Genomic DNA, 22732 nt, shown 5'->3' with positions numbered 1-22732 from the left:
TCCGCATACCCGTGCACTGGGCATCCATGCCCGATGCATGAAATTTTCGTGACCGGGCAAGATTGTGGATGTGACCGCACCCGAGCACGTCGATGCCGATCTCGCCGAGGCCTTCCTCACCGCGAGCCGGGTCCTCGTCGCCATCGCCGTGCGTTCGCTGGACGCCGGCGACGCCGACATCAGCCTGCCCCAGCACCGGGCGCTGGTGCTGCTGGCCGCCCGCGGCCCGCAACGCATGGTCGACCTGGCCGAGCTGCTCGGCGTCAACAGCTCCACCGCCACGCGCCACTGCGACCGGCTCCAGCGCCGCGGCCTCGTCCAGCGTGACCCAGCCGCTGGCGACCGGCGCGCGGTTCAGGTCTCACTCACCCCGGCAGGTCATCACCTCGTCGAGCGGATCACCGACGCCCGCCGGCGCGAGATCAACCGAATCCTGAGCGCCATGCCCAGCCACAGCCGGCCGAAGCTCCTGCTCGCCCTGCGCGACTTCGCGGGAGCCGCCGGCGAGGTCCCCGACCAGCACTGGACCCTGGGCTGGGGCACCGAGCGGCCCACGCCGCCGGCCGAGGCCGCCGCTCGGCCGGTCGTCGCCTCGCCCTGACCGCCGGCGCCCCGCGGCAGTTCGATCATGTCCCGGGCTCTTGAAGGTTGCCGATTCCTCTGGCAGTCTCGTCATGCCGCCGCGATGTTAGCGCTCACTTCATCCGCTGTACCAACAGCGCCACCGCGCCGCGCAGACATGTGAACGCTCACAGATCCACCGCCGCCGTCACGGTTCGAAAGGATCACACCCCATGCCCCACCCCAGCGTCAGCCGCCGCCGGCTGCTGCAGACCACCGGCGCCGTCGCCGCCGCCTCGGCCGCCGCGCCCCTGCTCGGCGGCGCGACCACCGCGGGCGCCGCCCTCGCCCCGGCGCGCCCCGACATCGGCGCCGCGGCCTCCGCCTTCGACCTCGGGCAGGTGCGGCTGACCGCGGGCCGCTTCCTGGACAACCAGAACCGGACCCTGGCCTACCTGCGGTTCGTCGACGTCAACCGGCTCGTCTACAACTTCCGGGCCAACCACCGGCTGTCCACCGCCGGCGCCGCCGCGACCGGCGGCTGGGACGCGCCGAACTTCCCGTTCCGCACCCACATGCAGGGCCACCTGCTGACCGCCTGGGCCCAGGCCTACGCCGTGCTCGGCGACACCACCTGCCGCGACAAGGCCAACGCCATGGTCGCCGCGATGGCCGCCTGCCAGGCCAACAACGCCGCCGCCGGCTTCAACACCGGCTACCTGTCCGGCTTCCCGGAGTCCGACTTCACCGCCCTGGAGGCCGGCACCCTCAGCAACGGCAACGTCCCCTGGTACTGCATCCACAAGACCCTGGCCGGGCTGCTGGACGTGTGGCGGTACATCGGCAGCACCCAGGCGCGCGACGTGCTCCTCGCCCTCGCGGGCTGGGTCGACTGGCGCACCGGCCGGCTCAGCGCGAGCCAGCTGCAGAGCATGCTGGGCGTCGAGTTCGGCGGCATGAACGCGGTCCTCGCCGACCTGTACCAGCAGACCGGCGACGCGCGCTGGCTCACCGCGGCTCAGCGCTTCGACCACGCGGCCGTCTTCAACCCGCTCGCGTCCAACACCGACCAGCTCAACGGGCTGCACGCCAACACCCAGGTGCCGAAGTGGATCGGCGCCGCCCGCGAGTACAAGGCGACCGGCACCACCCGGTACCGCGACATCGCCGTCAACGCCTGGAACATCACCGTCAACGCCCACACGTACGTCATCGGCGGCAACAGCCAGGCCGAGCACTTCCGCGCCCCCAACGCCATCGCCGCCTACCTGACCAACGACACGTGCGAGCAGTGCAACACGTACAACATGCTGAAACTCACCAGAGAACTCTGGCTGCTCAACCCTGACATCGCCGGCTACTTCGACTTCTACGAGCGGGCGCTGCTCAACCATCTCATCGGCGCGCAGAACCCCGCCGACAGCCACGGCCACGTCACCTACTTCACCCCCCTGAAGCCGGGCGGCCGCCGCGGCGTGGGCCCGGCGTGGGGCGGCGGCACGTGGAGCACCGACTACGACAGCTTCTGGTGCTGCCAGGGCACCGGCGTCGAGACCAACACGAAGCTGATGGACTCCATCTACTTCTACAACGGCACCACGCTGACGGTGAACCTGTTCGTGCCGTCGGTGCTCACCTGGAGCCAGCGCGGGATCACGGTCACGCAGACCACGACGTTCCCGGTCAGCGACACCACCACGCTGCAGGTCACCGGCAGCGTCGGCGGCTCCTGGACCATGCGGATCCGCATCCCGTCGTGGACCTCGGGCGCGACCGTCAGCGTCAACGGCACCGTGCAGAGCATCGCGACCACGCCCGGCACCTACGCGTCACTGACCCGGTCGTGGACCTCCGGCGACACCGTCACCGTCCGCCTGCCGATGGCGGTGGCGGTCCGCCCCGCCAACGACAACGCCAACGTCGTCGCCGTCACCTACGGCCCGGTCGTCCTCGCCGGCAACTACGGCAACACCGCGCTGTCCTCGCTGCCCGCCCTCACCACGTCGTCGGTGACCCGCACCGGCAGCGGCTCGCTCGCCTTCACCGCCACCGCCAACGGCACGACCGTCGCGCTCAACCCCTTCCAGGACGCGCACGGCTACAACTACACCGTCTACTGGAGCGCCGACGGGCAGGGTGGCGGCTCCGGCGCCGTCAGCTACCGCCTGGTCAACGCCGCGAGCGGCCTGGTCCTCGGCGTACAGAACATGTCGACCGCCGACGGCGGCCTGGCCCTGCAGTGGACCGACAACGGCACCGCCGACCACAACTGGGAACTCGTCACCGACGGCACCGCGGTCCGCTTCCGCAACGTCAACAGCGGCCGCGTGCTGGGCATCCAGAACATGTCGACCGCTGCCGGGGCGGTCGCCCTGCAGTGGGCCGACAACGGCACCGCCGACCACCGCTGGACGATCGTCGACAACGGCGACGGCAACCACAAGCTCCGCAACGTCAACAGCGGCCTGGTCCTGGGCATCCAGGGCAACTCGACCGCCAACGGCGCCCAGGCCGTCCAGTCCGCCGACGACGGCAGCGCCGACAACCTCTGGCGCCTCCTGCCCGGCGGCGCGCGCCGCATCCAGAACCTGGGCAGCGGCCTCGTCCTCGGCGTCACGAACATGTCGACCGCCAGCGGTGCCCTGGTCCTGCAGTGGGGCGACACCGGCACCGCCGACCACCTGTGGACCGCGGTCGCCGACTCCGGCGGCTACATCCGTCTCCGCAACGCCAACAGCGGCCTGGTCCTCGGCGTCGAGAACGCCGGCACCGCCAACGGCGCCAGAGCCGTCCAACTGGCGGACACGTCGTCCTCCGATCGGCGTTGGCGGCTGCGGTACGGCGCGAACGGCTACTTCCGCATCCAGGCCGCGAACGGCGGCCGGGTCCTCGGCGTCAACGGCGCCTCCACCGCCCAGGGCGCCCAGGTCCTCATCTGGGACGACAACGGCACCAACGACCACCTCTGGCGCTTCATCTGACCGTGGCCGTGCGTGGCCGGCGTACGTGCCGGCCACGCGCGCCGCGCGTCAGCGACCGACCGCGCCACCGGCCGTCGACCCGAAGTACCCGCGGAGCTTGTCCGCGTACGGGCGGCGCTGCTCAGCGGGGGCGAAGTCCGGCTCCGGGTGAGTGAAGTAGAGGTTGTCGCCGGTGTACCGGGGAAACACATGGACGTGGTAGTGCCACCTGTCCTGGTTCCCGGCGGGCTCGTTGTGCTGGCGCACTGAGGTCCCGTCGCAGCCATACGTTCGCCGGACGGCGATCGCGACCTCGCGAACCAGGTCGTGGACCGCGTGACCGTAGCGGGACGGCAGGTCGTACAGGTTCTCGTGGTGCGCGTTCGGCACGACCAGCACGTGCCCGTGGTTCCCCGGCCACCACCGCGGCGACACGAACGCGGTCGCCAGCTCGTCGCGCCGCACGACGTCGTCCTGCGTCCGGTGCTCGTCCCCACCACCCGCTACCAGCCGGCAGAAGGGGCACTCATAGTCATCCGGCTCGTGGTTGAACATGACGCCCTTCATGGTCGGCAGGATCCGGAGCGCCCCACCGTACCCGCCGGGTAGGTTCCGGTGCGGCAGCGGATGGTCGAAGATCCCCGGGGACACCAGATGCGCGGAGGGCCGCTCAGCCTTCGATGAGCGTCGCGATCCGGCGCGCGGTGGTTCGGTCCCGCACCAGCACGCCGAACACGTCGCGCAGTGCCTGGCCGGTCTCGTCGCCGGCTTCGAGCGCGACCTGCAGGCGGGTGAGCGCGAGGGTGCGTTGCGCAGCAGGGTGCCGCTCCGACTGGTAGGCATCGAGCAGGGCCTGTGGCGCTGCGCCGCGCAGCACCGCGGCGAGGGTCTTGCCGAGGGCGACGGCGTCGAGCAGACCGGCGTTGATGGCCGAGCCGCCGGCGCTGAAGATGTGCGCGGCGTCGCCGGCGAGGAAGACCCGGCCGTCGCGGTACCGTTCCGCGTGCCGGCTGTTCGCGACGACGCTCCTCGCGGCATGGGCCGACGTGAATGGCAGATCGGCACCCAGGACGCGGCGAAGGCTCGCCCGCAGCTCGTCGTCGCTCAGCTCATCGGTCGGCTCGCTGTCACCTCGCGGTTCGTGCGTGCTGACGATGTACACGTCATCCGGGGCCGAACGGTCGAGCGCGTCGACAGGGGCGATGGTGATCGACCCGTGTCCGGTCCGGTTCGGCTGGAACGGCACGAGCCGGCCGATGCCGCGCACGTCGATGCGGCCGCCGACCCGGGCCACAGCTTCCGCCGGGATGGTGACCCGGGCCAGCCGGGAGATGTCGGTGCTCGTGATGCCGGGGAAGCCGATGCCGAGGCTCTTGCGGACGAGGCTGTGGGCGCCGTCGCAACCCACGAGGTACCGGGTGCGCAGCTCGACGGGCGAACGTTCGGCGGCGGTCTGGACGGTCACACCGTCGCCGTCCTGCTCGAACCCGGTGACCTCGCGTCCGCGCAGCACCGTGGCACCGAGGCGCACGGCGCGCTCCGCCAGCAGGCTCTCCAGCCGGTGCTGTGGCACCGGGAGCACGTGCAGTGGACCGCGCAGCAGGCCGAGCTCGAGGGTGAACGGGCCGAAGCGGAACCGCGGTGGCCGTACCACCCGCAGCCCGGCGCCGCGCAGGAGCTTGCGCCGCCGCAACTCCAGCGCGGCCCGACCCACAACGCCGTTCCCTTTCGGGATCTGGGCCGGCTCGGCTGCGCGGTCGAGCACGACCGCACGCACGCCTGCGCCGGCGAGGTCGCCGGCGAGCAGCAGCCCCGTCGGCCCGGCGCCGACGACGACCACGTCAAGGACCGATGCGCCAGTCAGAGACGACATGTCTGTCAACCTAACTTGACACGCAACCTCTGTCAACGAGGGTTGACAATTGGTGGCTCGGTATTGCGGACTGACGGGCGGCACGGGTGGTTTTCCGGGTGATCGGTAGCGATGACGGTCAAGCTGGGCCCTGGCCTTGCCACGATTTCGTTTCGTGCGAAGCAAACGTCCTGTCTCGGTCTGCCTGGGCCTCGTCATCGCGGTCGTCGCCGGGGCCGGTGGCTGCACGAATGCCGCCGATCCGATCGCTGTCGAGCGATCGGCGTCGCCATCCGTCGCGTCCCCGGCGCGCCCCACGACGCTCAGTGTGGTCGCAGCGGGGGACCTGTTCGTGCCGCCCGACCTGACCGCACAGGCCGCCGCGGACGCACGCGCGGCCGGCAAGCCCGGCCACGACTTCACACAGATTCTTGCCGCGGTCGCCCCGACCGTCCGGTCGGCCGATCTCGCGGTCTGTCATGTGGAACAACCCCTCGCCCCACCAGAGGGCCCGTTCACCGGGTATCCGACCTTCAGCGCTCCTCCGCAGCTCGTCGACGCCGCGGCCGACGCCGGCTTCGACACCTGCTCCACCGCCTCGAACCACACGCTGGACCACGGGGAGGAAGGTGTACGGCGCACGCTGGACAACCTCGATCGGGTGGGACTGCACCACAGCGGATCGGCGCGCTCCGAGGCGGAAGCCGCCAAGCCCAACGTCTTCAGCGTGCGCGGCGTGAAGGTCGCGCAGCTGGCGTACACGTTCAGCTTCAACGGCATCAAACGTCCCCAGGACAAGCCCTGGATCGCCAACCCCATCGACGTCCCGAAGATTCTCCAGGAGGCGCACGCGGCCAGACAGGCCGGCGCGGAGATCGTCATCCTGTCCATGCACTGGGGGTGGACCGAATACCAGAACACGCCGGACCCCGACCAGATCAACCAAGCCACGCGGCTGCTCGCCAGCCCGGACGTAGACCTGATCATCGGCATGCACGTCCACGTCGTCCAGCCGCTCGAGAAGATCGGCGACAAGTGGGTCGCGTACGGCCTGGGCAACCTCTTGTGTCGATTCTCGGACGGCGCGCCAGAGAACACCCAGGACTCGGTCGTACCCCGGTTCACGTTCACCGAAGTCGCCCCCGGAACCTGGCGGGTCACCGACGTCGCGGTACACCCCATGTTCATGGCATACCACCCGCAGGCCCGCTTGGTCGACGTCGCGACAGCGGCGGAGGGCGTCGCGCCCGGCACCGGCTACGCCCGCGTCCTGCAGCGCATCTCCGGATACGTGAACATGCGCGGCGCCGCGGCCGCAGGCTTACGGATGGTAGGCCCGACCGGCCACTGAACCGTGTGAGTCGCGAGCCTTCCCCCGCCGCTGACGGCTGGGACGACAAACGGCAGCCATCCATCACCGTGCGTCGCCCGCGACCATGAACAGCAGTGCGCCCCCTGCGGCAGATCAGTGCGGTTGGTGCTGTCCGCACGGACGGGGCGGTGTGGTCGAATGCCTACATGCGGATGACGTATGACCGTGATGCGGACGCTGCCTACCTTGCCATCGAGGACGAAGTTGCTGCCGGATCGTCGGTGGAGAACGTCGTCGTTGAGCGTCCCGGCCGGGGCGACATCGTTCTGGACTTCGACGCCGACGGCTGCCTGCTCGGGGTCGAGATTATCGGCGCCGCGGGACTTCTCCGCCCGACCGCCGTCGCCGCAGCCGTGCAGATGTAGGGCCTGGCTGCGGCGTACGGTGCCGGACGAGTCTTCCTGACCGCGTCAACACGGTGTGCGGCTTCTGTGCCGCTGCGGTGACCTGGGAGCGGCTGCCGGCTCCATGGCCGACCGGGGGCACCAGCCGCCGGAGTCGCCGCAGGTCAGGCGACGAGCGCCTGGCGCCATGAGCGGACATCAAGATCGTTCTTGTCCGGCCGTAGGGTCCTCATCCGGTCCGCTTGAAGTCGTCGGGCCGCTCGGCGAGCTTGCGTTCCATTGCTTCCCACAGAACTTCGTGATCGTCCACCACGATCATGCTCATGTACTCGCGCAGCAGGACCGAGTACTCGGTCACGAACGCCCGGGCTGGCAGCCGCCGGATCCAGGCGCCAAGGTGCGGCAGGCCGAAGTAGTCGTGTGCCGTGGCGGCCTGCTCGATTTCCATGGCCGTATGCTGCTCGACCGCGCTCTCGGTGCCGTTTGCAGAGATCGCGGTGAAGAGGTCCACCACCGCCCACAGATGCCGGTCGCCCGCCAGTCCATCCGCCGGCGGCGCTGCCGCGCACACTCTGTTCCACACAGCGCGCGGGTCAAGCTCCATCCAAAGACTCTTGCACAGCCTCGGTATGCCCGAGGGCCGCGCCCGACCCACTGCCAGACGGGGTTCAACAGACACGACCAGCTGCATGCTCACCAGCACAAGCAGTGAGTCGTCCTCGCGCCGCGGCGTCAGGATCTCGACCGCGCAGCGTAACGATCATCAAGTCGATCGGCGCCTGCCCTGCGCAGAAGCGGACGTCAAGATCCTATGGTTGACTGCTCACCGCGTTGGCGCATCGCGCACGGCGTGATGATCGGATGCGCAGTACGGAAGAACTGATGGCGACGCCCGATCCGGCGTGGCCGACGCTGGAGGCGGAGCTACTGTCCAATCCGCAGATCACCATTCTGCCGGTTGCTGCCGGGGCCGGTCGGGACTGCTTGTACCGGCTGCAGGTTTCTGCCCGGTCGCGGCTCGGTGCTTTGGCGTTGCACACAGGTGGGTTGCTCGTCGATGACGGCTGGCTGAGGGTGCTCGGCGGCGGCGATGAGGCTGGCCTGCCGTCATTGGCGCAAGCCAACGGCTTGCCCGGCGATGGTCGGCCGCCCGCTTCGCTCCTGGTGGGTCCTGACGTCCTCGGCGGGAGATTCGAGGTCAACGGCGCCGATCCAGCGGCGCTCGGTCGTCCCGGAAACGCCGGCGAGGTGTGCTACTTCGGCCCGGACACGCTGGCATGGGAGTCCCTCGGGGCAGGTCACGGCGCCTGGCTGTCATGGATCGCCGAGGGTGGTACAGCGCAGTTCTACGCGTCGTTGCGGTGGACGGACTGGCAGGCGGAAACCCGCGCGCTGCCGCTGTCGCACGGCATCACGGTTGACCCGTTCCTGTGGTCCCGCGAAGCGCACGAGGATCTCACCGCAACCACCCGTGGTCCGGCCCCGATGGCCGAATTGTTCTCGCTGCAGGACGAGTTCGCCGCGCGATTCGCCGAGGAACCAGACGCCACGGCGTTGCACATCCGCGTCGACTGAGCCGCCGGCCCGCGACGACCCGACGTCGGCCTGCGCGACAGGCGCTCACCACCAGGACGGCAAGCCTCAGCGTCACCGCTCCCGTCACCGGTGGTGGCCAGCACGGTTCCACCGACGCGCAGCAGTCCCAGCAGAAGAGTGCGGTCAAGGGCTGCTTCTGAAGATCTGTCGAGACACCTGCAGCGTTTCGGTGTGGCGGCTCATGAGGAAGCTGCGGTCGGTGGTATCCGTGGAATCGCTACGTCGGGAAGGACCCGCGTGAGGTGTCTACGAGGCGCGCAGTCCGGCGAGGATGAGGCCGGCGAGCTTGGAGATCACTCGGGCGCTTGCCGTCGGCGGTAGCTGCCGTAGTGAGGCGATGGCGATGAGGCCGGCCCGGACGTCGTCAGCGTCGACACCATCGCGGAGCAGGCCCGCGGCCTGCGCGCGGGCGACCAGCACGTTCAACGCATGGGTGTGTTCCCGGCGTTCTTTCTGGAGAGTGGCGCCCACGTCGCCGGATCCCAACAGCGCCTCGTTGAGCGCCCGGTCGTGAATCTGCCGATCGGCAAACTCGAGGACTGTGCCAGACAGCGCCCGCCACGGGTCGGGGTCGTCGAGCGCGTGGCGCATCTGCACGCCGCAGGCGTCGACGCGTTCGGCGAGGACCGTGGTGACCAGATCGGCGCGGGTCGGGAAATGCCGGTAGAGGGTCGCCACACCGATCCCCGCCCGTCGGGCCACCTCTCGCATGGGCGCCTCGAGCCCGGCTACGGCGAACGTCTCCCGTGCTGCCGCCACGACCCGTTCACGGTTGGACCGGGCGTCGGCACGCTGCTTCTGAGTCATCTTCGGACGTTGTCCTTCTCACTTCGCCCGAGGGCGGAACGGCTGCTCCGTTTCCGGTCTACGGTACGGCAGCAACCATGCTGTCGAGGCAGAGGAGCCGCCGATGTTCGCAGTGCAGTTCGGCCGGTTCGGCGGTCCGGAGGTACTTCACCTCGGGGTGGCCGACGCGCCGCAGCCGCAGACCGGTCAGATCCGCATACGTGTTCGGGCTGCCGGGGTGTCCCCGGCCGACATCGGTCTTCGGTCGGGCCGCACTCCGATGAGTGCCCGGTTGCATCTGCCGCACATCCCCGGCGTCGACGCGGCCGGAGTCGTCGACGAGATCGGCGACGGCGTTGACGGCGTGGTCGTGGGCGACCACGTCTTTGGTGTCGTGGACCTGGCGAAGCTCGGCGGAGCCAGCGCGGAGTTCGCGGTGCTGCAGCTCTGGGCCCAGAAGCCGGCTGCTATGCCATGGTCGCAAGCGGGCGCAGCGGGCTCCAGCGTCGAGACGGCCACCCGTGCTCTCGATCTGCTGGAGCTGCAGCCGGGGATGACCCTCCTGGTCGACGGCGCGGCCGGTGGCGTGGGTAGTGTTGCCGTCCAGCTGGCCGCGGCCCGCGGCATCCGGGTCATCGGCACCGCCCGCGCCGGCAACCATGACTTCCTCACTCAGCTGGGGGCGACGCCGATCACCTACGGGCCTGGCCTCGCGACCCGGATCAGCGCGCTGGGTGCGGCTCGCGTGGACCGCGCACTGGACATCGCCGGCGCAGGGTCGCTGACGGAACTACTCGAGTTGACCGGTGGCCCGGCAGCGGTGGTGACCCTAGCCGACTTCACCGCCCCCGAGCACGGCGTCCGCCTGTCCATGGGACAACTGGCCGGTGAGCCCGACGGCCGATACGGCCTGTGCGCCGCCGCGGAGCTATTCATCCAAGGCCGGTTCACGGTGCCGATCGAGGCTGTCTTCCCCTTCCAGAAGGCGGCCGACGCACACGAGACGGTCGAGCACGGATCCCGCCGCGGCAAGATCGTCCTGAGCGTCGACGACGCTCACTGATCCTCCAGTCGGCGCGGCCCAGGAGCATCCGCTTATCGGCAAAGTCGCGAGCTTCGGCTACGTGCCGGAGGCCATGTACGCCGCGAGGATGTAGTTGGGGTGCCGGTCGAGGTTGTTGCGGGCCCGGTCGTAACGCATGGTGGTGCGTGGGTCGGCATGGCGGGTAGCGATCTGGACGTCGCGGAGGCTGACGCCGGCGTCGAGCATCGTGGTGACGAACGTATGGCGCAGCTGATGTGCGGGTGCATTCGCGGCATCCGGACGCCAGCGGTCGCGGCCAGGTGCTTGAGTCGGCGGGTCGCGGCGTGCCGGTCCATGCGGGTGCCGAGGGTGCTGCGCAGGATCGGTCCGTCGGTGCGGCCGAGGTGCGCGGCGGCCGCCGCGCGCAGAACGAGCTCGTTCGGGGACCCGCCGCTGACGGCTGGGACGGTGATGGCAGCCATACGTCACGATGCGTCAGCCGCAGCGATGAACCAGTGCGCTCGCCGCGGCAGATGCGCGCACAGCGGTAGCATGCGGTCGTGCTGTCGCTGCTGTCGTTGTCGATCGAAAGGGCGTTGCTCGCGCGGTCGGCCGAGCAGGTACGCGTGATCGTTCATGTCGACGGCGTTGACATCAGCCACGCTGACGGCAACGACGGCCCAGACCCGTGGGATGCACTGGTGCCGGTGAACCGCTTCGTGGCGACCGACGACTTCACGACCGCGACGATTGCCTGCTGCCCGAGTTGTGGCCCGGAATGCTGCGCGATCGAAGCACGTGTGCGCCGCGAGGGCGATGTCGTGCGCTGGGAGTTGGGTGACCGGCGCGGCGTTCGTTGGGTGGGCGAGCGGCGAACGATCGTGTTCGATGCCGCAGCCTACGATACCGAGGTTGCCCGCATCGAGGCCGACCGCAGCTGGGAGACGGCGACGCACCGGGCCGGGCGGCTCATCCTCGCCGGCGTTGACCTGCCATCAGGGGTCGAGGGCGTGCGGGTCGCCGTGATCGGCACCGGCGAACTCGAGGTGTGGCTTGAGGAACCGGACGAGTACCAGATCTGGGTGTACGCCCCCTGGAACGCGCAGCGACCGGACGACAGCGCCGCCGCGGTGCGGGCGGTGCTCGCCGGACCCGCCGCCGACTGGCCCGCGCGGTGGCAGAGCATCAAGTCGGGCCGTGAGGACCCGCCGGCATACGCCGGCCTGTCCTGGCGGCGCGCCGACTGGTGACTGCACGACGCCCATTGGCACTCGGCCTCAGCCGCCGTGCGGCGCGGTGACGATCGAGGTTGTGATCGTCGGGGGTCTGCCAGCACAGCACGCGCACGCCGTCCTTGCTGTTGATCCTGCCCGGCTACCGGTGGAACGGATCAGCCCAGTACGGCAATCCGCGTGCCAGGATGCAGACGAGGAACGTGCACGCACATCGGTAGATCCGGGAGCTGGGCGACCTAACTCGCCGTGACGTCCCGTAGCGAGCTGATTGCGGCAGATTTGCGCGTGGCATGGGGCCGGGGCCGATGTGGCTGGCTGCGTCGCGGGTGTGGTGGTGGGTTCCTGCAGCCGGGTCAGTGCGGGAGGTTTCGGTGGGGGCGTAGTTCGGTGGTCTGGCGGTATTCCTCGATGGCCTGGCTGACCTGCCAGCGGTTGTGGGTGGACTCGATCCAGTCCCGGTAGCGCAGGCGGTGAGCCAAGGCGTTGAGGTCGACGGTGAAGTAGACGGCCATGAGCGGGTTGACGAACAACCTGCTGCCCCGGGTGCGGTCGGTGAACTGGACGTCGCCGAACTCGCCGCGCAGTGCCGCGGCGATCTGGCCGTTGACGCTCGGGTGCCGCCAGGTGACGGACTGGGCATGGGCGACCGCGTCCAGGAACGCCGTACCTTCAGCACTGTCGCGTGGGATCGACACGGCGGCGAGGTAGCCGCCGTCGCGGTCGAGCGCGGCCAGGTTCTCCAGGACGTGGGCGTGGCACACGCCGTAGTGGGCGTCGATGCCGAAGCCGACGCAGACCACCACCCGGTGGCGACGTCGTCGAGTCCGGCCACGGCGGTGAGGCTGGTGCGTCCTCTTCCGGGGTGCCCAGGCCGGCCTCGTCGCCGTGCAGCAGGATGTCGGTACCGCCGTCGATGAGCACCACCGCGTCGACGCCGAGATGGGTGATCAACGTTCGGTAGGCGGCGCGCAGCGGCTGGTCCCCGGTCCGGGCGAACGCGTACACCGTCGAGGGCAGCCCGCGACTGTCGAGCCAACGGGCCAGGGCGCGTTCGGGAAATAGTCGCCGAGACCGACCGAGTCGGGGCGGATCGCGGCCACACCGTCGCCGAGCCGATCAGCGGCGGCGAGCAGGTCGAGGTTGGCGAAGCTCAGGTTCGCCAGATACACCTGCTTACCGGCGGCGGTGAGCGCGAACGCCAGCGGCAGCCCGGCATACACGTCGAACCCCCCACCCGCGCCGGCGACCAGCGATCGGGGCGTCCTTGAGCAGGTACCCGACCGCGCCGGCCTCGACCGCCCGCAGCACGTCGCCGTCCGTGTCGTACGTGGTGAGGACCAGGACCCGGGTGCTTGAGAACCGTCCGACGATCCGGCGTCGATGGACGGGCGGATCCAGTTCGGCGCGGTGCTCGCCGTACGCGAAGGAAACCAGCATTCGTCGTCACCGCGCGAACTGAACCGACTAAGTTGCTGGCTTGACCGGCGATGCGCGGCGTCGTAACCTGACTGCGCTTAACCGGTTATGCTGATCGTGTTCAATGCCCGCGGCGGCGCCGGCCGCGGGACACCCCCGCCAGATCGGCATCGAAGGAATTCACATGAACCGACCCGCCCGCCGCCGGTGGCCCGCCGCGCTGACCGCCGTCCTCCTGGCACTGGTCGGCGCCGTCGTCACACTGACCGGTGTCAACCAGGCGTCCGCCGCCACCGCCTTCGTCCAACGCTGCGGCATCCGCTTCTGCCTCGGCGGCAAGACGTTCTACTTCGCCGGGACCAACACCTATGACGTGTTCACGTACGGTGCCGGGTCCGGCGACACCGAGACCCAGTACATGGACAAGGCCAAGATCGACGCGCACATGGCCAACCTGGCCGCCGACAAGGTGACCGTCCTGCGCCTGTGGATGTTCAGCATGGAGAGCTGGCACGGCTTCGAGACCGCCAAGGGGGTCTACAACGAGCAGCAGTTCGCCCTGTTCGACTACGTCATCGAGTCGGCCCGCACGCACAACATCCGTCTCATCCCGGTCTTCGACAACTACTGGGAGGCGTACGGCGGGATCGACCGCCGCCTCCAGTGGGAAGGCCTGTCCGGCGGACAGCCCGGCCGGGGACAGTTCTTCAACAAGTCGAAGTGCCCCGGCTGCTTCACCAGTTACAAGAACTACGTGTCCCACGCGCTGAACCGCACCAACCACTACAGCGGCGTCAAGTACAAGGACGACCCGACCATCATGGCGTGGGAGCTCATGAACGAGCCGCGCTACGAGAACCAGACCCCCAACGAGAACACCAGCGGCACGACGCTGCGCGCCTGGGTCGACGAGATGGGTGCGTTCGTCAAGGGGATCGACCCCAACCATCTGCTCGGCACGGGCCTGGAGGGCCACGAGACGCGGTACGGCTTCGGCGGCGACGAGGGCAACCCCTTCGTCTACATCCACCAGTCGCCGTACATCGACTTCACCTCCGCGCACCCGTACCCGACGGAGTCCTGGGCGAACCTCGACATCGAGCAGACCAAGACCCTGGTCCGGGCCTGGATCAACGACTCGCACAACCTCGTCGGCAAGCCGTTCTTCATGGGCGAGTTCAACGTGCACAACGTCGACCGGACCGCCTGGTTCAGCGCCCTGTACAGCGACTTCGAGGCCGCCGGCGGCGACGGCAGCGCGTTCTGGTGGTACTCGGCCACCAGCGTCGACGGCAAGTTCGGCGTGATGAAGGGCGCCCCGGAGCTCGCCCCGTTCCGCACCCACTCCGCCAACATGATCACCAAGAGCGGCGGCGTCGTGCCGAGTGTGTCGATCTCCCCGTCGCGGTCCACCTCCCCGTCGGCTTCAGCGTCGCCGTCGGCGTCGCGGTCGCCGAGCGGCAGCCCGCAGCCGGCCGGCCCCTGCAGCGTCCACTATGGACTGTCCGACTGGGGCAGCACGTTCAACGGCGACGTCACGATCCGCAACACCGGCACCGCACCGATCACCGGCTGGGCCCTGCGGTGGACGTTCCCGGGCAACCAGGTCGTGACGAACATGTGGAACGCCGTGCCGACCCAGACCGGCAACCAGATCACCGCCAGGAACCCCGCCGACTACAACGTCACCATCCCGGCCGGCGGCAGCCTGAACTTCGGCTTCAGCGCCACGTCGGTCCCCGGCACCAACGGCATCCCGTCCACCTTCACCCTCAACGGCGCCACCTGCACCAAGGTCTGACCAGGTGGGGGCCGGTCCGCCGGCCCCCACCTTCCGCTCACCCGGCCGCAGCCCCGGACGACGCAGATGGCCAGCGGCGGCGGGGGGTGGAGTGGGTGTGACGTGCACTGGTTGTGAAACTGACGGCGGTGTGGAAGCACCGAATGATGCCCTCGACGGCGCTGGACCATGTGGGGACGGCGGCCGGTTACCGGGATGGATTGGCGACCCCGCACGCGGACAACAACTACGAGTGCCGACCGCCCCCGTGATCGAAGGACAGTTCTGGCCGTGCTGACGGCCGCTGCGCGACTTCGATCACGGCAACCCTGGCCACGACCGACCCACAGGGAATGCGCGACGCCGGAGGCGAGGTTTGTGGTCAGGTGCGTTTGCGCTGGTTGTGAACCACGACGGCGGGTGCGGCGTCTGCGGCCGGTGGGATGTGCGCTGGTTGTGAAAGGCCAACGGCACCGAATGACGCCCTCGACGGCGCTGGGACCATGCGAGGACGGCGGCCGGTTAGCCAGATGGATTGGCGAATCCGCACGCGGACAGCAACCACCAAGACCGCGGACGTCATGGCTGTTGGGGAGTGAGGACCTCCGTCAGGTCACGGAGCATCTCGGAGGCGGTGACAGGGTCGAGGGCGTCGAACGTGCGGGTCAGGTTGCGTGGGACCCACGTGCCCCAGGGGTGGTCGTTGAGCCAGACGGTGGTGAGTTTCTGGTCGGTGAAGATGTCGTGGGCGCCGATCGGGATGCCGGGGTCCAGGTCGATGACGATGGCGCGGTTGTCCGGGGCGGGGCGCCAGATCCAGCACTGCACGCCGGCGTCCTGGGGCTCGCCGCGCTGCCAGCCGCGGCGCTCCAGGCCGAGGATGGTCTTCGTAGGGACCTTCAGGTCGGCGAACCTGGCGAGGCTGGTCGACGCCCGCTCGTCCGCCGTCAGCGCGTGCACCGCGCGGCCGAGCTGCGCGAACGGCTGCAGGATCTCGTAGTCGGCGAACACCGACACCCAGGCGGGCAGCTCCGCGCCGAGCAGGACGGGGTGGGCGAGTGCGACCGCAGCCGTCGACGGGAGGGCGAACGCCTCATCGTCCGCGTCGGCGAACGTGCCGTCCTCAGCGACCCGAAACGCGACCGTCCTGCCGTCGTCCGCGACGCGGGGCGTGCCCGTCCTGCCGTCCACGGCGACGCGGGATGCGGTCTGGTCGCCGCCCCCAGCCGGAAGGTGCGCGGTCCACACCAGGCGGCGGGCGATGTGCCGGAGCAGCGGGTGCGCCACGACGTGGTCCTGGAACGACGCGGCGGTCCACCGGCGCTGGCTGACCATCGCGGCCTCCAGGCGGCGGATCTGGTCGGCGGCGATGGTCCGCACGTCCTTCTTCAGACCGCTGTATCGCTGGTACGCGGCCGGCGCCAGCTCCTGGTCGTCGCGCACTCCCGGCTTCGGCAGGTCCTTGCGCCGCCCAGCTGAGCGACCGCCGCCAGTCGCCAGACTGCCACTGCCGCCCGCCGCCGGACTGCCACTGCCGCCCGCCGCCGGACTGCCACTGCCGCCCGTCGCCGGGCCACCGGCGGCGCCCGCGGCCGGTGCGTCGATGACGTAGGGCTTGAGGTGCTCGTCGAAGCCGACCACGAACTGGCGCGGGCCGTAGTCGAGCAGAAGGGAGCCGGAGGCGTCGAGGCCCAGGTCGGGGACCAGGCGGTCGGCGAGCTGCTCCTCGGTGAGGCCGAGCGAGGCGGCGACCTCGGCGACCTTCTCCGCCGCCCGCTCCTTGAGGCCCTTGAACTTGGCCTTCTGCGCGATCCCGCTCAGGTGCGCGAGGGCGAGGTCGGAGCCGATGCCGGCGAGGACGTCCAGGCCGGTGACGGCCTTCGCGTGGCCGCCCTCGCCGGGCCAGGCGCGGATGATGGGGGAGAGGCGGCGGACGGTGTCGTCGTCGCCGAGCCACTGCAGGGCGAGCAGGGGCCACGGCTCCTTCGGCGGGGCGCCGACCGACTGCCACTGGGTGAACACGGCCCAGGCGAACTCGGCGAGGGAGCGCCGGTCCAGCTGCTCGACGACGAGCGGCACGCCCGCATACACCTCGTCGGGGCGGGAGATGGCGAGCATCGTGCACAGGTGGCGGGCCGGCTCGTCGCCGAGGGCGGCGGAGCGGTCCTTGAGCAGGATGCGGGGCATCAGCGAAGGGTCGGCCCAGGCCGGCAGGTCGGGGATCTTCGCCGGCAGGACGTCGAGGGTGCTGCCGCCGAGCAGCGTGTCCAGCGCCGCGGCGGCGTCGGGGCCGAACGAGGCGCCGGCGGCGAGGACCTCGTCGCGATGCCGTACCGCGACGATCCGCAGCGCCTCCTCGGCCGTCTGGCGGTCGGGGCCGGTCGGGCCGACCGCGAACGGGGTCAACGCACGGGCGGCGTAGGCCGGGTGCCGGTCGAGCCAGGCGAGCACGAGGGCGCGCAGCGACTTGAGCCGCCGCAGCGAGCGGGCCATGTGCGTGGCGACCTCGGGTGAGGCGAACGGCAGCAGCAGCTCGGTGCACGTCCCGGGCTGTGCGTCCGCGAGGTGCAGGGCGGCCGGCAGCGCGGCGAGCCCGAAGCGGGCGGCGATCTGCGGGAACCACTGCGGTGCGTCCCAGACCCGCTGGGGGCGCCAGCCGGGCAGCAGCTCGGCGACCACGTCGTCGGGGGCGGTCAGCATGAGGGTGACCTCGTGGTGCCCCTGCAGGCCGCCGGCGCGATAGTGCCGCACCGCGGTCTCGATCGAGGTGTCGAGGGCCCACCAGGTCGCATTCGGCACGCGCCGCGCGGCCCAGGCTTCCCGCTCGCCCGGCGCCCATTCGAGCACGGGCTCGGCGGTGAAGGTGAGGCCCGGCACGACCGCCGGGCGGGCGACCGTGCGCCGCACCGTCCACCGCGGTGTGACCAGCAGCTCGGGCAGCGCCGACGGCGACGCCAAGGGCACGGCGCTGTCGTCGGCCAGGACGGCCTCGACCCGCGCCTGCGAGGCGGGCGGCAGCGAGACGCCGGCGACGAGGTCGCGGTGCGCGAGGACGTGCACCCGCAGCATGTCCTGCGCCGCGCGGCCGCCGTCGGCGGCGAGGATGCGCAGCGCCCGCTCCGGGAAGCGGCGGGCCGCGTCGAGGGCGGCGAGCGGCACATACTTGCGGTCGAGGCGGGCGACCAGGGCCGCGAACGCCTCGTCGGTCGGGAACAGCGCCAGGGTGTTCACCAGCCGCTGCTGGATCTCGGCGTCGACGTTGCCGGTGTCCAGCCACTCCAGCAGATGCGGTGTGACGGCGGGCCCGGCGCCGTCCACGACGGTCGCGAGGGCCTCGGTGTCGCGGGCGAGCCACCAGCCCCCGGAGGGTGCCGCCGCGGCCAGGTGCGCGCTGTCGGACGCCGCACACCACAGCAGCTTGGCCTGGTAGTTGTCGGTGGTGCCGGCCAGCGCCGCGGCGATGCCGTCGACCCAGTCCCGCTGCGTGGGGACGAGGAACGCGGCGGCCGCGCGCCGGTAGGCCGAGCGGTCCCGGTGACCGGCGAGCATCGCGACCACCGCGGCGTGGTCGTCGTCGGACGCGACGGCCAGCGCCGCCCTGACCCGCCCGGCGAGCGCGACCCAGTGCGGGAAGTAGCCCCAGCCGGGCTGGGTCCGCCACGTCACCTGCGACGGGACCTGGACGCCGTTGTGCATGTAACCGCCGGTGTCCAGGTCGACCGTCTCCATCACGGCGGCCGCGGCGAACAGCAGCCCCCGCGAAGGGATCCACAGGTCGGCGAGCCGGGCCAGCCGGCCCGTGTCCTTCCACGAGACGTGGCAGGCGACGAGCGCCGCGACGACCCCCGCGCCGGCGGCGGGGCCGGTGGACGGGTCGGCGAGATACGCCCGCGCGGCCGCCACGAGCGAAGGGTCGCTGTCGGGGTGGTCGAGCCGGGCGTCGATCACGCCCCGCGCGGCGGAGATGAGCTCCGCTCCCCGGGCCCGGTCGTGCTTGAGTGCGGGCCCAGGGGTGCCGCCCCGACGCGGGATGAACACTTTGCGCCAGGAAGCCGGAAACTCGAAATCCACGCCGTCACACTAGCGACGGGGTACGACAAAATTCAGGCGCCGACGTACTCCGCCAGGTGCTGGCCGGTCAATGTCGCCCGTGACGCCACCAGAGCGGCGGGTGTGCCGGTGAACACGACCTGTCCGCCGTCGTGCCCCGCTCCGGGCCCGAGGTCGATGATCCAGTCGGCGTGCGCCATCACCGCCTGGTGGTGCTCGACGACGATCACCGATTTTCCCGCGTCCACGAGCCGGTCGAGCAGCCCCAGCAGGTGCGACACGTCGGCGAGGTGCAGGCCCGCGGTCGGCTCGTCCAGCACGTACACGCCGCCCTTGTCGGCCATGTGCGTCGCCAGCTTCAGCCGCTGCCGCTCGCCCCCGGACAGTGTCGTCAGGGGCTGCCCGATCGTCAGGTACCCGAGCCCGACGTCGACCAGCCGGCCGAGGATCACGTGCGCCGCCGGCGTGTGCGCGTCGGTCCCGGGGCCGAAGAACTCGAAGGCGTCGGCGGCCGACATCGTCAGGACCTCGCTGATGTCGCGGCCGCCGAGGTGGTAGTCGAGGACGGACGCGTCGAAGCGCTTGCCCTCGCACACTTCGCAGACGGTGGCGACGCCGGCCATGACCACCAGGTCGGTGTAGATGACGCCGTTGCCGTTGCAGTTGGGGCAGGCGCCTTCGGAGTTGGCGCTGAACAGCGCGGGCTTCACGCCGTTGGCCTTCGCGAAGGCCTTGCGGATGGGTTCGAGGAGTCCGGTGTACGTGGCGGGATTGCTGCGCCGGGAGCCGCGGATCGGGCTCTGGTCGACGGACACGACGTCACCGAAGGCGGGCACGGAGCCGTGCACCAGCGAGCTCTTGCCGGATCCGGCCACCCCGGTGACGACACAGAGCACGCCGAGTGGGATGTCGACGTCGACGTCGCGCAGGTTGTGCGCGTTCGCGCCGCGCACCTTCAGATACCCGGACGGCGGCCGCACATCGGGCTTCAGGGCGATGCGGTCGTCGAGGTGCTTGCCGGTGAGGGTACCGCTGCCGCGAAGGCCGGACAGGGTGCCCTCGAAGCAGACCGTGCCGCCCCCGGCGCCGGCGCCCGGGCCGAGGTCGACGACGTGGTCCGCGATCGCGATCGCCTCCGGCTTGTGCTCCACGACCAGCACCGTGTTGCCCTTGTCGCGCAGCCGCAGCAGCAGGTCGTTCATCCGCTGGATGTCGTGCGGGTGCAGGCCGATCGTGGGCTCGTCGAACACGTACGTGACGTCGGTCAGCGGCGAGCCGAGGTGCCGGATCATCTTGACCCGCTGCGACTCGCCACCGGACAGCGTGCCGGAGGGGCGGTCGAGCGACAGGTACCCCAGCCCGATCTCGACGAAGGAGTCCAGCGTGTGCCGCAGGGCCGCGAGCAGCGGCGCGACCGACGGCTGGGACGAGGACAACGAGCTGACCCACGACGCCAGGTCGCTGATCTGCATCGCGCACGCGTCGGCGATGTTCTTGCCGTCGATCTTCGACGAGCGGGCCTCCTCGCTGAGCCGGGTGCCGCCGCACTCGGGGCAGACCCCGAACACGACCGCCCGCTCCACGAACGCCCGCACGTGCGGCTGCAGCGCGTCGACGTCCTTGGACAGCATCGACTTCTGGATCTTCGGGATCAGCCCCTCGTACGTCAGGTTGATCCCGTCGACCTTGATCTTCGTCGGCTCCTTGTGCAGCAGGTCGTTGAGTTCGCGCTTGGTGTACTTGCGGATCGGCTTGGCCATGTCGAAGTAGCCGCAGCCGCTGAAGATCCGGCCGAACCACCCGTCCATGCTGTAGCCGGGGATCGTGAGCGCGCCCTCGCTGAGCGACTTGCTGTCGTCGTACAACTGCGAGAGATCGATGTCGTTGACCTTGCCGCGACCCTCGCAGCGGCCGCACATGCCGCCCGTGATGCTGAACGCGCGGCGCTCCCTGACCGTCTGCCCGTTCTTCTTGACGGTGACGGCCCCGGCGCCGCTGATCGAGGCGACGTTGAACGAGAACGCCTGCGGCGAACCGATGTGCGGCTGCCCGAGCCGGCTGAACAGGATGCGCAGCATCGCGTTGGCGTCGGTGGCCGTGCCGACGGTCGAGCGCGGGTCCGTGCCCATCCGCTGCTGGTCGACGATGATCGCGGTGGTCAGCCCTTCGAGCACGTCGACGTCGGGCCGGGCGAGCGTCGGCATGAACCCCTGCACGAACGTGCTGTAGGTCTCGTTGATCAGCCGCTGCGACTCCGCGGCAATCGTGCCGAAGACCAGCGAGCTCTTGCCCGAGCCGGACACGCCGGTGAAGACCGTCAGCTGGCGCTTCGGGATCTCGATGCTGACGTCCTTGAGGTTGTTCACCCGTGCGCCCCGCACCCGGATCAGCTCGTCGGCCATCACGTCTCCTCTGTCGTCGGCTGCCGTCCACGCTAGTGGGAGTTCATCGGGCCGACTTCTCGATTCCTGATCTGATTTCCTGATCTGATGGGGTCGAGGCGCCGTAAGTTTCATGCGCCGGTCGAGCGGCTGTACCAGGGCCGCTCCCCGAGCTCCGGCGGCGACTACGGCCTCCTGCCGTACCGGCCCGGCCTGCTCACGCTGCGCCACTAGCCTCCGCGACCCGGCCGGCCGCAGAGGTGGTGGCCGGCCGGGCACCGGAGCCGACGCCGGCGAGGAGGTCCGCCACGGTGTGCGACCGCACGGCCGGCGGCGGCCCGTCGGCGTACCGCCCGGCGACCGCCCGCACGTGCTCCTCGGCGGTGCCGGCCAGCCCGTCGTACACGGCGGTGAACACCTCGAGGGCCGCCGCGCGCGGCCAGCCGGCCGGCAGGAGCGCCACCGGCAGCCGCGGGTCCAGCACGGCGAAGCGCCGGTAGGTGTCCATGACCTCGGTCCGGGCGCGCACCGCGTCGGCGCCGCCGACCCGCCGGGCGGCGACGTCCGGCAGCAGCGGCCGCCACCGCCGCAGGAAGGTCTCGTAGTGCGCCGCGATCGCCGCGACGTCCCAGGCCCGCAGCGGCTCGCGGCCGGTCATGGCGCCGAGCTCGACATGCCGGGCCCGGAACGCGGTGACCGTGCCCGGCGCGACCCCGGCGACCTGCGCGGTGGAGTCCGGCGTCAGCGGGTGCGGCGAGATCCACAGCCCGTCGTACAGCGGCGCGTACCCCAGCCACCGCAGCTGACCCCGCAGCGCCCGGCGGCGGGTGCGCTCCTGCTGCGGCAGGGAGAACGCGATCAGCGTCCACCACCCGTCCCAGGGCTCGGCCGCCGCCGCGGACCGCACGATCCAGCGCCCGCCCTCGGACAGGTGGGTGACGGCGGCCGGCGCGAGCCGGTACGAGCTGTGCCGCCCCTGCCGGCTGCCGTGCAGCACGCCGCGGCGGGCGAGCCGGCTGATCGCGGCGCGGGCGCCGGCCTCGCTGACCCCGGTCTCGGCGAGCAGCGCCACGATGGCCGCCGACGGCAGCCAGGTGCCGGTGCACATGGTGTAGTCCGCGAGCAGGGTCACCGCCAGGCCCTGCGGTGCGGGGCCGGACTGCCGCCGGGGCAGCCGGACCGCCGCGGCGTCCTCGTCCGGGAAGATCTCCTCGATGTCGAACGGGCTGGACACGCGACCTCCGGCGGTAGAGCGGGACCGGTCGACTGTAGCGAACCGCATCGATTGACACTTGTATCGACCCGGGGCAAACTAAGTGCCGCGCATGGTTGGGAGCCGCGCTGTCCTCATCGATCGAACTGTCCGCGACACGGG

The 22732-nt window shown here is 70.7% G+C and carries 19 protein-coding genes and 1 pseudogene; 9 read left to right on the top strand and 11 right to left on the bottom strand.

What is annotated here, in order from left to right; genetic code table 11:
• The first annotated feature begins 70 nt into the window (after positions 1–70).
• Positions 71–601, top strand: coding sequence for a MarR family winged helix-turn-helix transcriptional regulator (locus tag ACFY3L_RS25115; protein ID WP_389328589.1), 531 nt, complete (start codon positions 71–73; stop codon positions 599–601).
• A 193-nt stretch (positions 602–794) separates the two neighbouring features.
• On the top strand, positions 795–3542 hold the full coding sequence (locus ACFY3L_RS25110) for a beta-L-arabinofuranosidase domain-containing protein (RefSeq protein ID WP_389328586.1): 2748 nt from the start codon (positions 795–797) through the stop codon (positions 3540–3542).
• 48 nt (positions 3543–3590) lie between these two features.
• Here the strand turns inward: ACFY3L_RS25110 and ACFY3L_RS25105 are convergent, their stop codons facing one another.
• Both ACFY3L_RS25105 and ACFY3L_RS25100 read right to left on the bottom strand, forming a co-directional pair.
• Complete coding sequence (locus tag ACFY3L_RS25105; protein WP_389328582.1) at positions 3591–4088, bottom strand: HIT family protein; 498 nt, start codon at positions 4086–4088, stop codon at positions 3591–3593.
• A gap of 103 nt (positions 4089–4191) precedes the next feature.
• Complete coding sequence (locus ACFY3L_RS25100) at positions 4192–5430, bottom strand: FAD-dependent monooxygenase (protein ID WP_389328579.1); 1239 nt, start codon at positions 5428–5430, stop codon at positions 4192–4194.
• Between the two features lie 118 nt (positions 5431–5548).
• Here ACFY3L_RS25100 and ACFY3L_RS25095 point away from each other — a divergent pair, with 118 nt between their 5' ends.
• Complete coding sequence (locus ACFY3L_RS25095; RefSeq protein WP_389328576.1) at positions 5549–6724, top strand: CapA family protein; 1176 nt, start codon at positions 5549–5551, stop codon at positions 6722–6724.
• A 95-nt stretch (positions 6725–6819) separates the two neighbouring features.
• A complete protein-coding gene (locus ACFY3L_RS25090; protein WP_389328573.1) occupies positions 6820–7110 on the top strand; it encodes a DUF2283 domain-containing protein in 291 nt (96 codons plus the stop codon).
• Between the two features lie 208 nt (positions 7111–7318).
• Here the strand turns inward: ACFY3L_RS25090 and ACFY3L_RS25085 are convergent, their stop codons facing one another.
• Positions 7319–7693, bottom strand: a complete 375-nt coding sequence (locus tag ACFY3L_RS25085; protein WP_389328570.1) for a hypothetical protein — start codon at positions 7691–7693, stop codon at positions 7319–7321.
• 257 nt (positions 7694–7950) lie between these two features.
• On the opposite strand from ACFY3L_RS25085, the gene ACFY3L_RS25080 reads away from it, so the two are divergent.
• A complete protein-coding gene (locus ACFY3L_RS25080) occupies positions 7951–8664 on the top strand; it encodes a DUF2625 family protein (RefSeq protein ID WP_389328567.1) in 714 nt (237 codons plus the stop codon).
• 267 nt (positions 8665–8931) lie between these two features.
• Here ACFY3L_RS25080 and ACFY3L_RS25075 read toward each other — a convergent pair whose 3' ends face one another.
• Positions 8932–9492 (bottom strand): TetR/AcrR family transcriptional regulator, encoded by a 561-nt coding sequence (locus tag ACFY3L_RS25075; RefSeq protein ID WP_389328564.1) that lies wholly within the window; start codon positions 9490–9492, stop codon positions 8932–8934.
• A gap of 103 nt (positions 9493–9595) precedes the next feature.
• Here ACFY3L_RS25075 and ACFY3L_RS25070 point away from each other — a divergent pair, with 103 nt between their 5' ends.
• The gene (locus ACFY3L_RS25070; RefSeq protein WP_389328561.1) at positions 9596–10534 is read left to right on the top strand and encodes an NADP-dependent oxidoreductase; all 939 of its coding nucleotides are present in this window, start codon (positions 9596–9598) and stop codon (positions 10532–10534) included.
• A 57-nt stretch (positions 10535–10591) separates the two neighbouring features.
• Here the strand turns inward: ACFY3L_RS25070 and ACFY3L_RS25065 are convergent, their stop codons facing one another.
• Entirely contained in the window at positions 10592–10984 is a 393-nt protein-coding gene (locus tag ACFY3L_RS25065) for a tyrosine-type recombinase/integrase (protein ID WP_389328558.1), read from the bottom strand.
• A 71-nt stretch (positions 10985–11055) separates the two neighbouring features.
• Between ACFY3L_RS25065 and ACFY3L_RS25060 the strand changes: the two genes are divergently transcribed.
• The gene (locus ACFY3L_RS25060) at positions 11056–11745 is read left to right on the top strand and encodes a hypothetical protein (protein WP_389328555.1); all 690 of its coding nucleotides are present in this window, start codon (positions 11056–11058) and stop codon (positions 11743–11745) included.
• Between the two features lie 338 nt (positions 11746–12083).
• Here the strand turns inward: ACFY3L_RS25060 and ACFY3L_RS25055 are convergent, their stop codons facing one another.
• The 3 genes and pseudogenes from ACFY3L_RS25055 to ACFY3L_RS25045 all read right to left on the bottom strand — a co-directional run.
• Positions 12084–12533 (bottom strand): DUF1152 domain-containing protein, encoded by a 450-nt coding sequence (locus tag ACFY3L_RS25055; protein WP_389328552.1) that lies wholly within the window; start codon positions 12531–12533, stop codon positions 12084–12086.
• Between the two features lie 144 nt (positions 12534–12677).
• The gene (locus ACFY3L_RS25050) at positions 12678–12950 is read right to left on the bottom strand and encodes a hypothetical protein (protein ID WP_389328549.1); all 273 of its coding nucleotides are present in this window, start codon (positions 12948–12950) and stop codon (positions 12678–12680) included.
• A gap of 37 nt (positions 12951–12987) precedes the next feature.
• Positions 12988–13080: pseudogene (locus tag ACFY3L_RS25045) on the bottom strand (DNA-binding response regulator); the annotation flags it as partial.
• A gap of 250 nt (positions 13081–13330) precedes the next feature.
• Between ACFY3L_RS25045 and ACFY3L_RS25040 the strand changes: the two are divergent.
• Positions 13331–14947 carry a cellulose binding domain-containing protein gene (locus ACFY3L_RS25040; protein WP_389328546.1) on the top strand — a complete coding sequence of 539 codons (1617 nt, stop codon included), beginning with the start codon at positions 13331–13333 and terminating at the stop codon, positions 14945–14947.
• Between the two features lie 558 nt (positions 14948–15505).
• Here ACFY3L_RS25040 and ACFY3L_RS25035 read toward each other — a convergent pair.
• Both ACFY3L_RS25035 and ACFY3L_RS25030 read right to left on the bottom strand, forming a co-directional pair.
• Positions 15506–18997 carry a DUF4132 domain-containing protein gene (locus ACFY3L_RS25035; protein WP_389328543.1) on the bottom strand — a complete coding sequence of 1164 codons (3492 nt, stop codon included), beginning with the start codon at positions 18995–18997 and terminating at the stop codon, positions 15506–15508.
• Between the two features lie 32 nt (positions 18998–19029).
• A complete protein-coding gene (locus tag ACFY3L_RS25030; RefSeq protein WP_389328540.1) occupies positions 19030–21378 on the bottom strand; it encodes an ATP-binding cassette domain-containing protein in 2349 nt (782 codons plus the stop codon).
• A gap of 87 nt (positions 21379–21465) precedes the next feature.
• On the opposite strand from ACFY3L_RS25030, the gene ACFY3L_RS25025 reads away from it, so the two are divergent.
• Positions 21466–21591 (top strand): hypothetical protein, encoded by a 126-nt coding sequence (locus ACFY3L_RS25025; protein ID WP_389328878.1) that lies wholly within the window; start codon positions 21466–21468, stop codon positions 21589–21591.
• Here the strand turns inward: ACFY3L_RS25025 and ACFY3L_RS25020 are convergent.
• Positions 21575–22591, bottom strand: a complete 1017-nt coding sequence (locus tag ACFY3L_RS25020; protein WP_389328537.1) for a PaaX family transcriptional regulator C-terminal domain-containing protein — start codon at positions 22589–22591, stop codon at positions 21575–21577. The genes ACFY3L_RS25025 and ACFY3L_RS25020 overlap by 17 nt on opposite strands.
• Positions 22592–22732 lie beyond the last annotated feature (141 nt).

The organism is Dactylosporangium sp. NPDC000521 (assembly GCF_042898305.1).
Classification (GTDB): Bacteria; Actinomycetota; Actinomycetes; order Mycobacteriales; family Micromonosporaceae; genus Dactylosporangium.
The sequence above is the reverse complement of the archived record's forward strand: the minus strand, read 5'-3'. Positions and strand labels throughout refer to the sequence as shown.

Coding starts and splice junctions, on each gene's coding strand:
- ACFY3L_RS25110 (WP_389328586.1), top strand. CDS start 795: ATGCCCCACCCCAGCGTCAGCCGCCGCCGGCTGCTGCAGACCACCGGC.
- ACFY3L_RS25105 (WP_389328582.1), bottom strand. CDS start 4,088: ATGAAGGGCGTCATGTTCAACCACGAGCCGGATGACTATGAGTGCCCC.
- ACFY3L_RS25085 (WP_389328570.1), bottom strand. CDS start 7,693: ATGGAGCTTGACCCGCGCGCTGTGTGGAACAGAGTGTGCGCGGCAGCG.
- ACFY3L_RS25080 (WP_389328567.1), top strand. CDS start 7,951: ATGCGCAGTACGGAAGAACTGATGGCGACGCCCGATCCGGCGTGGCCG.
- ACFY3L_RS25075 (WP_389328564.1), bottom strand. CDS start 9,492: ATGACTCAGAAGCAGCGTGCCGACGCCCGGTCCAACCGTGAACGGGTC.
- ACFY3L_RS25070 (WP_389328561.1), top strand. CDS start 9,596: ATGTTCGCAGTGCAGTTCGGCCGGTTCGGCGGTCCGGAGGTACTTCAC.
- ACFY3L_RS25040 (WP_389328546.1), top strand. CDS start 13,331: ATGAACCGACCCGCCCGCCGCCGGTGGCCCGCCGCGCTGACCGCCGTC.
- ACFY3L_RS25030 (WP_389328540.1), bottom strand. CDS start 21,378: ATGGCCGACGAGCTGATCCGGGTGCGGGGCGCACGGGTGAACAACCTC.
- ACFY3L_RS25025 (WP_389328878.1), top strand. CDS start 21,466: ATGGGGTCGAGGCGCCGTAAGTTTCATGCGCCGGTCGAGCGGCTGTAC.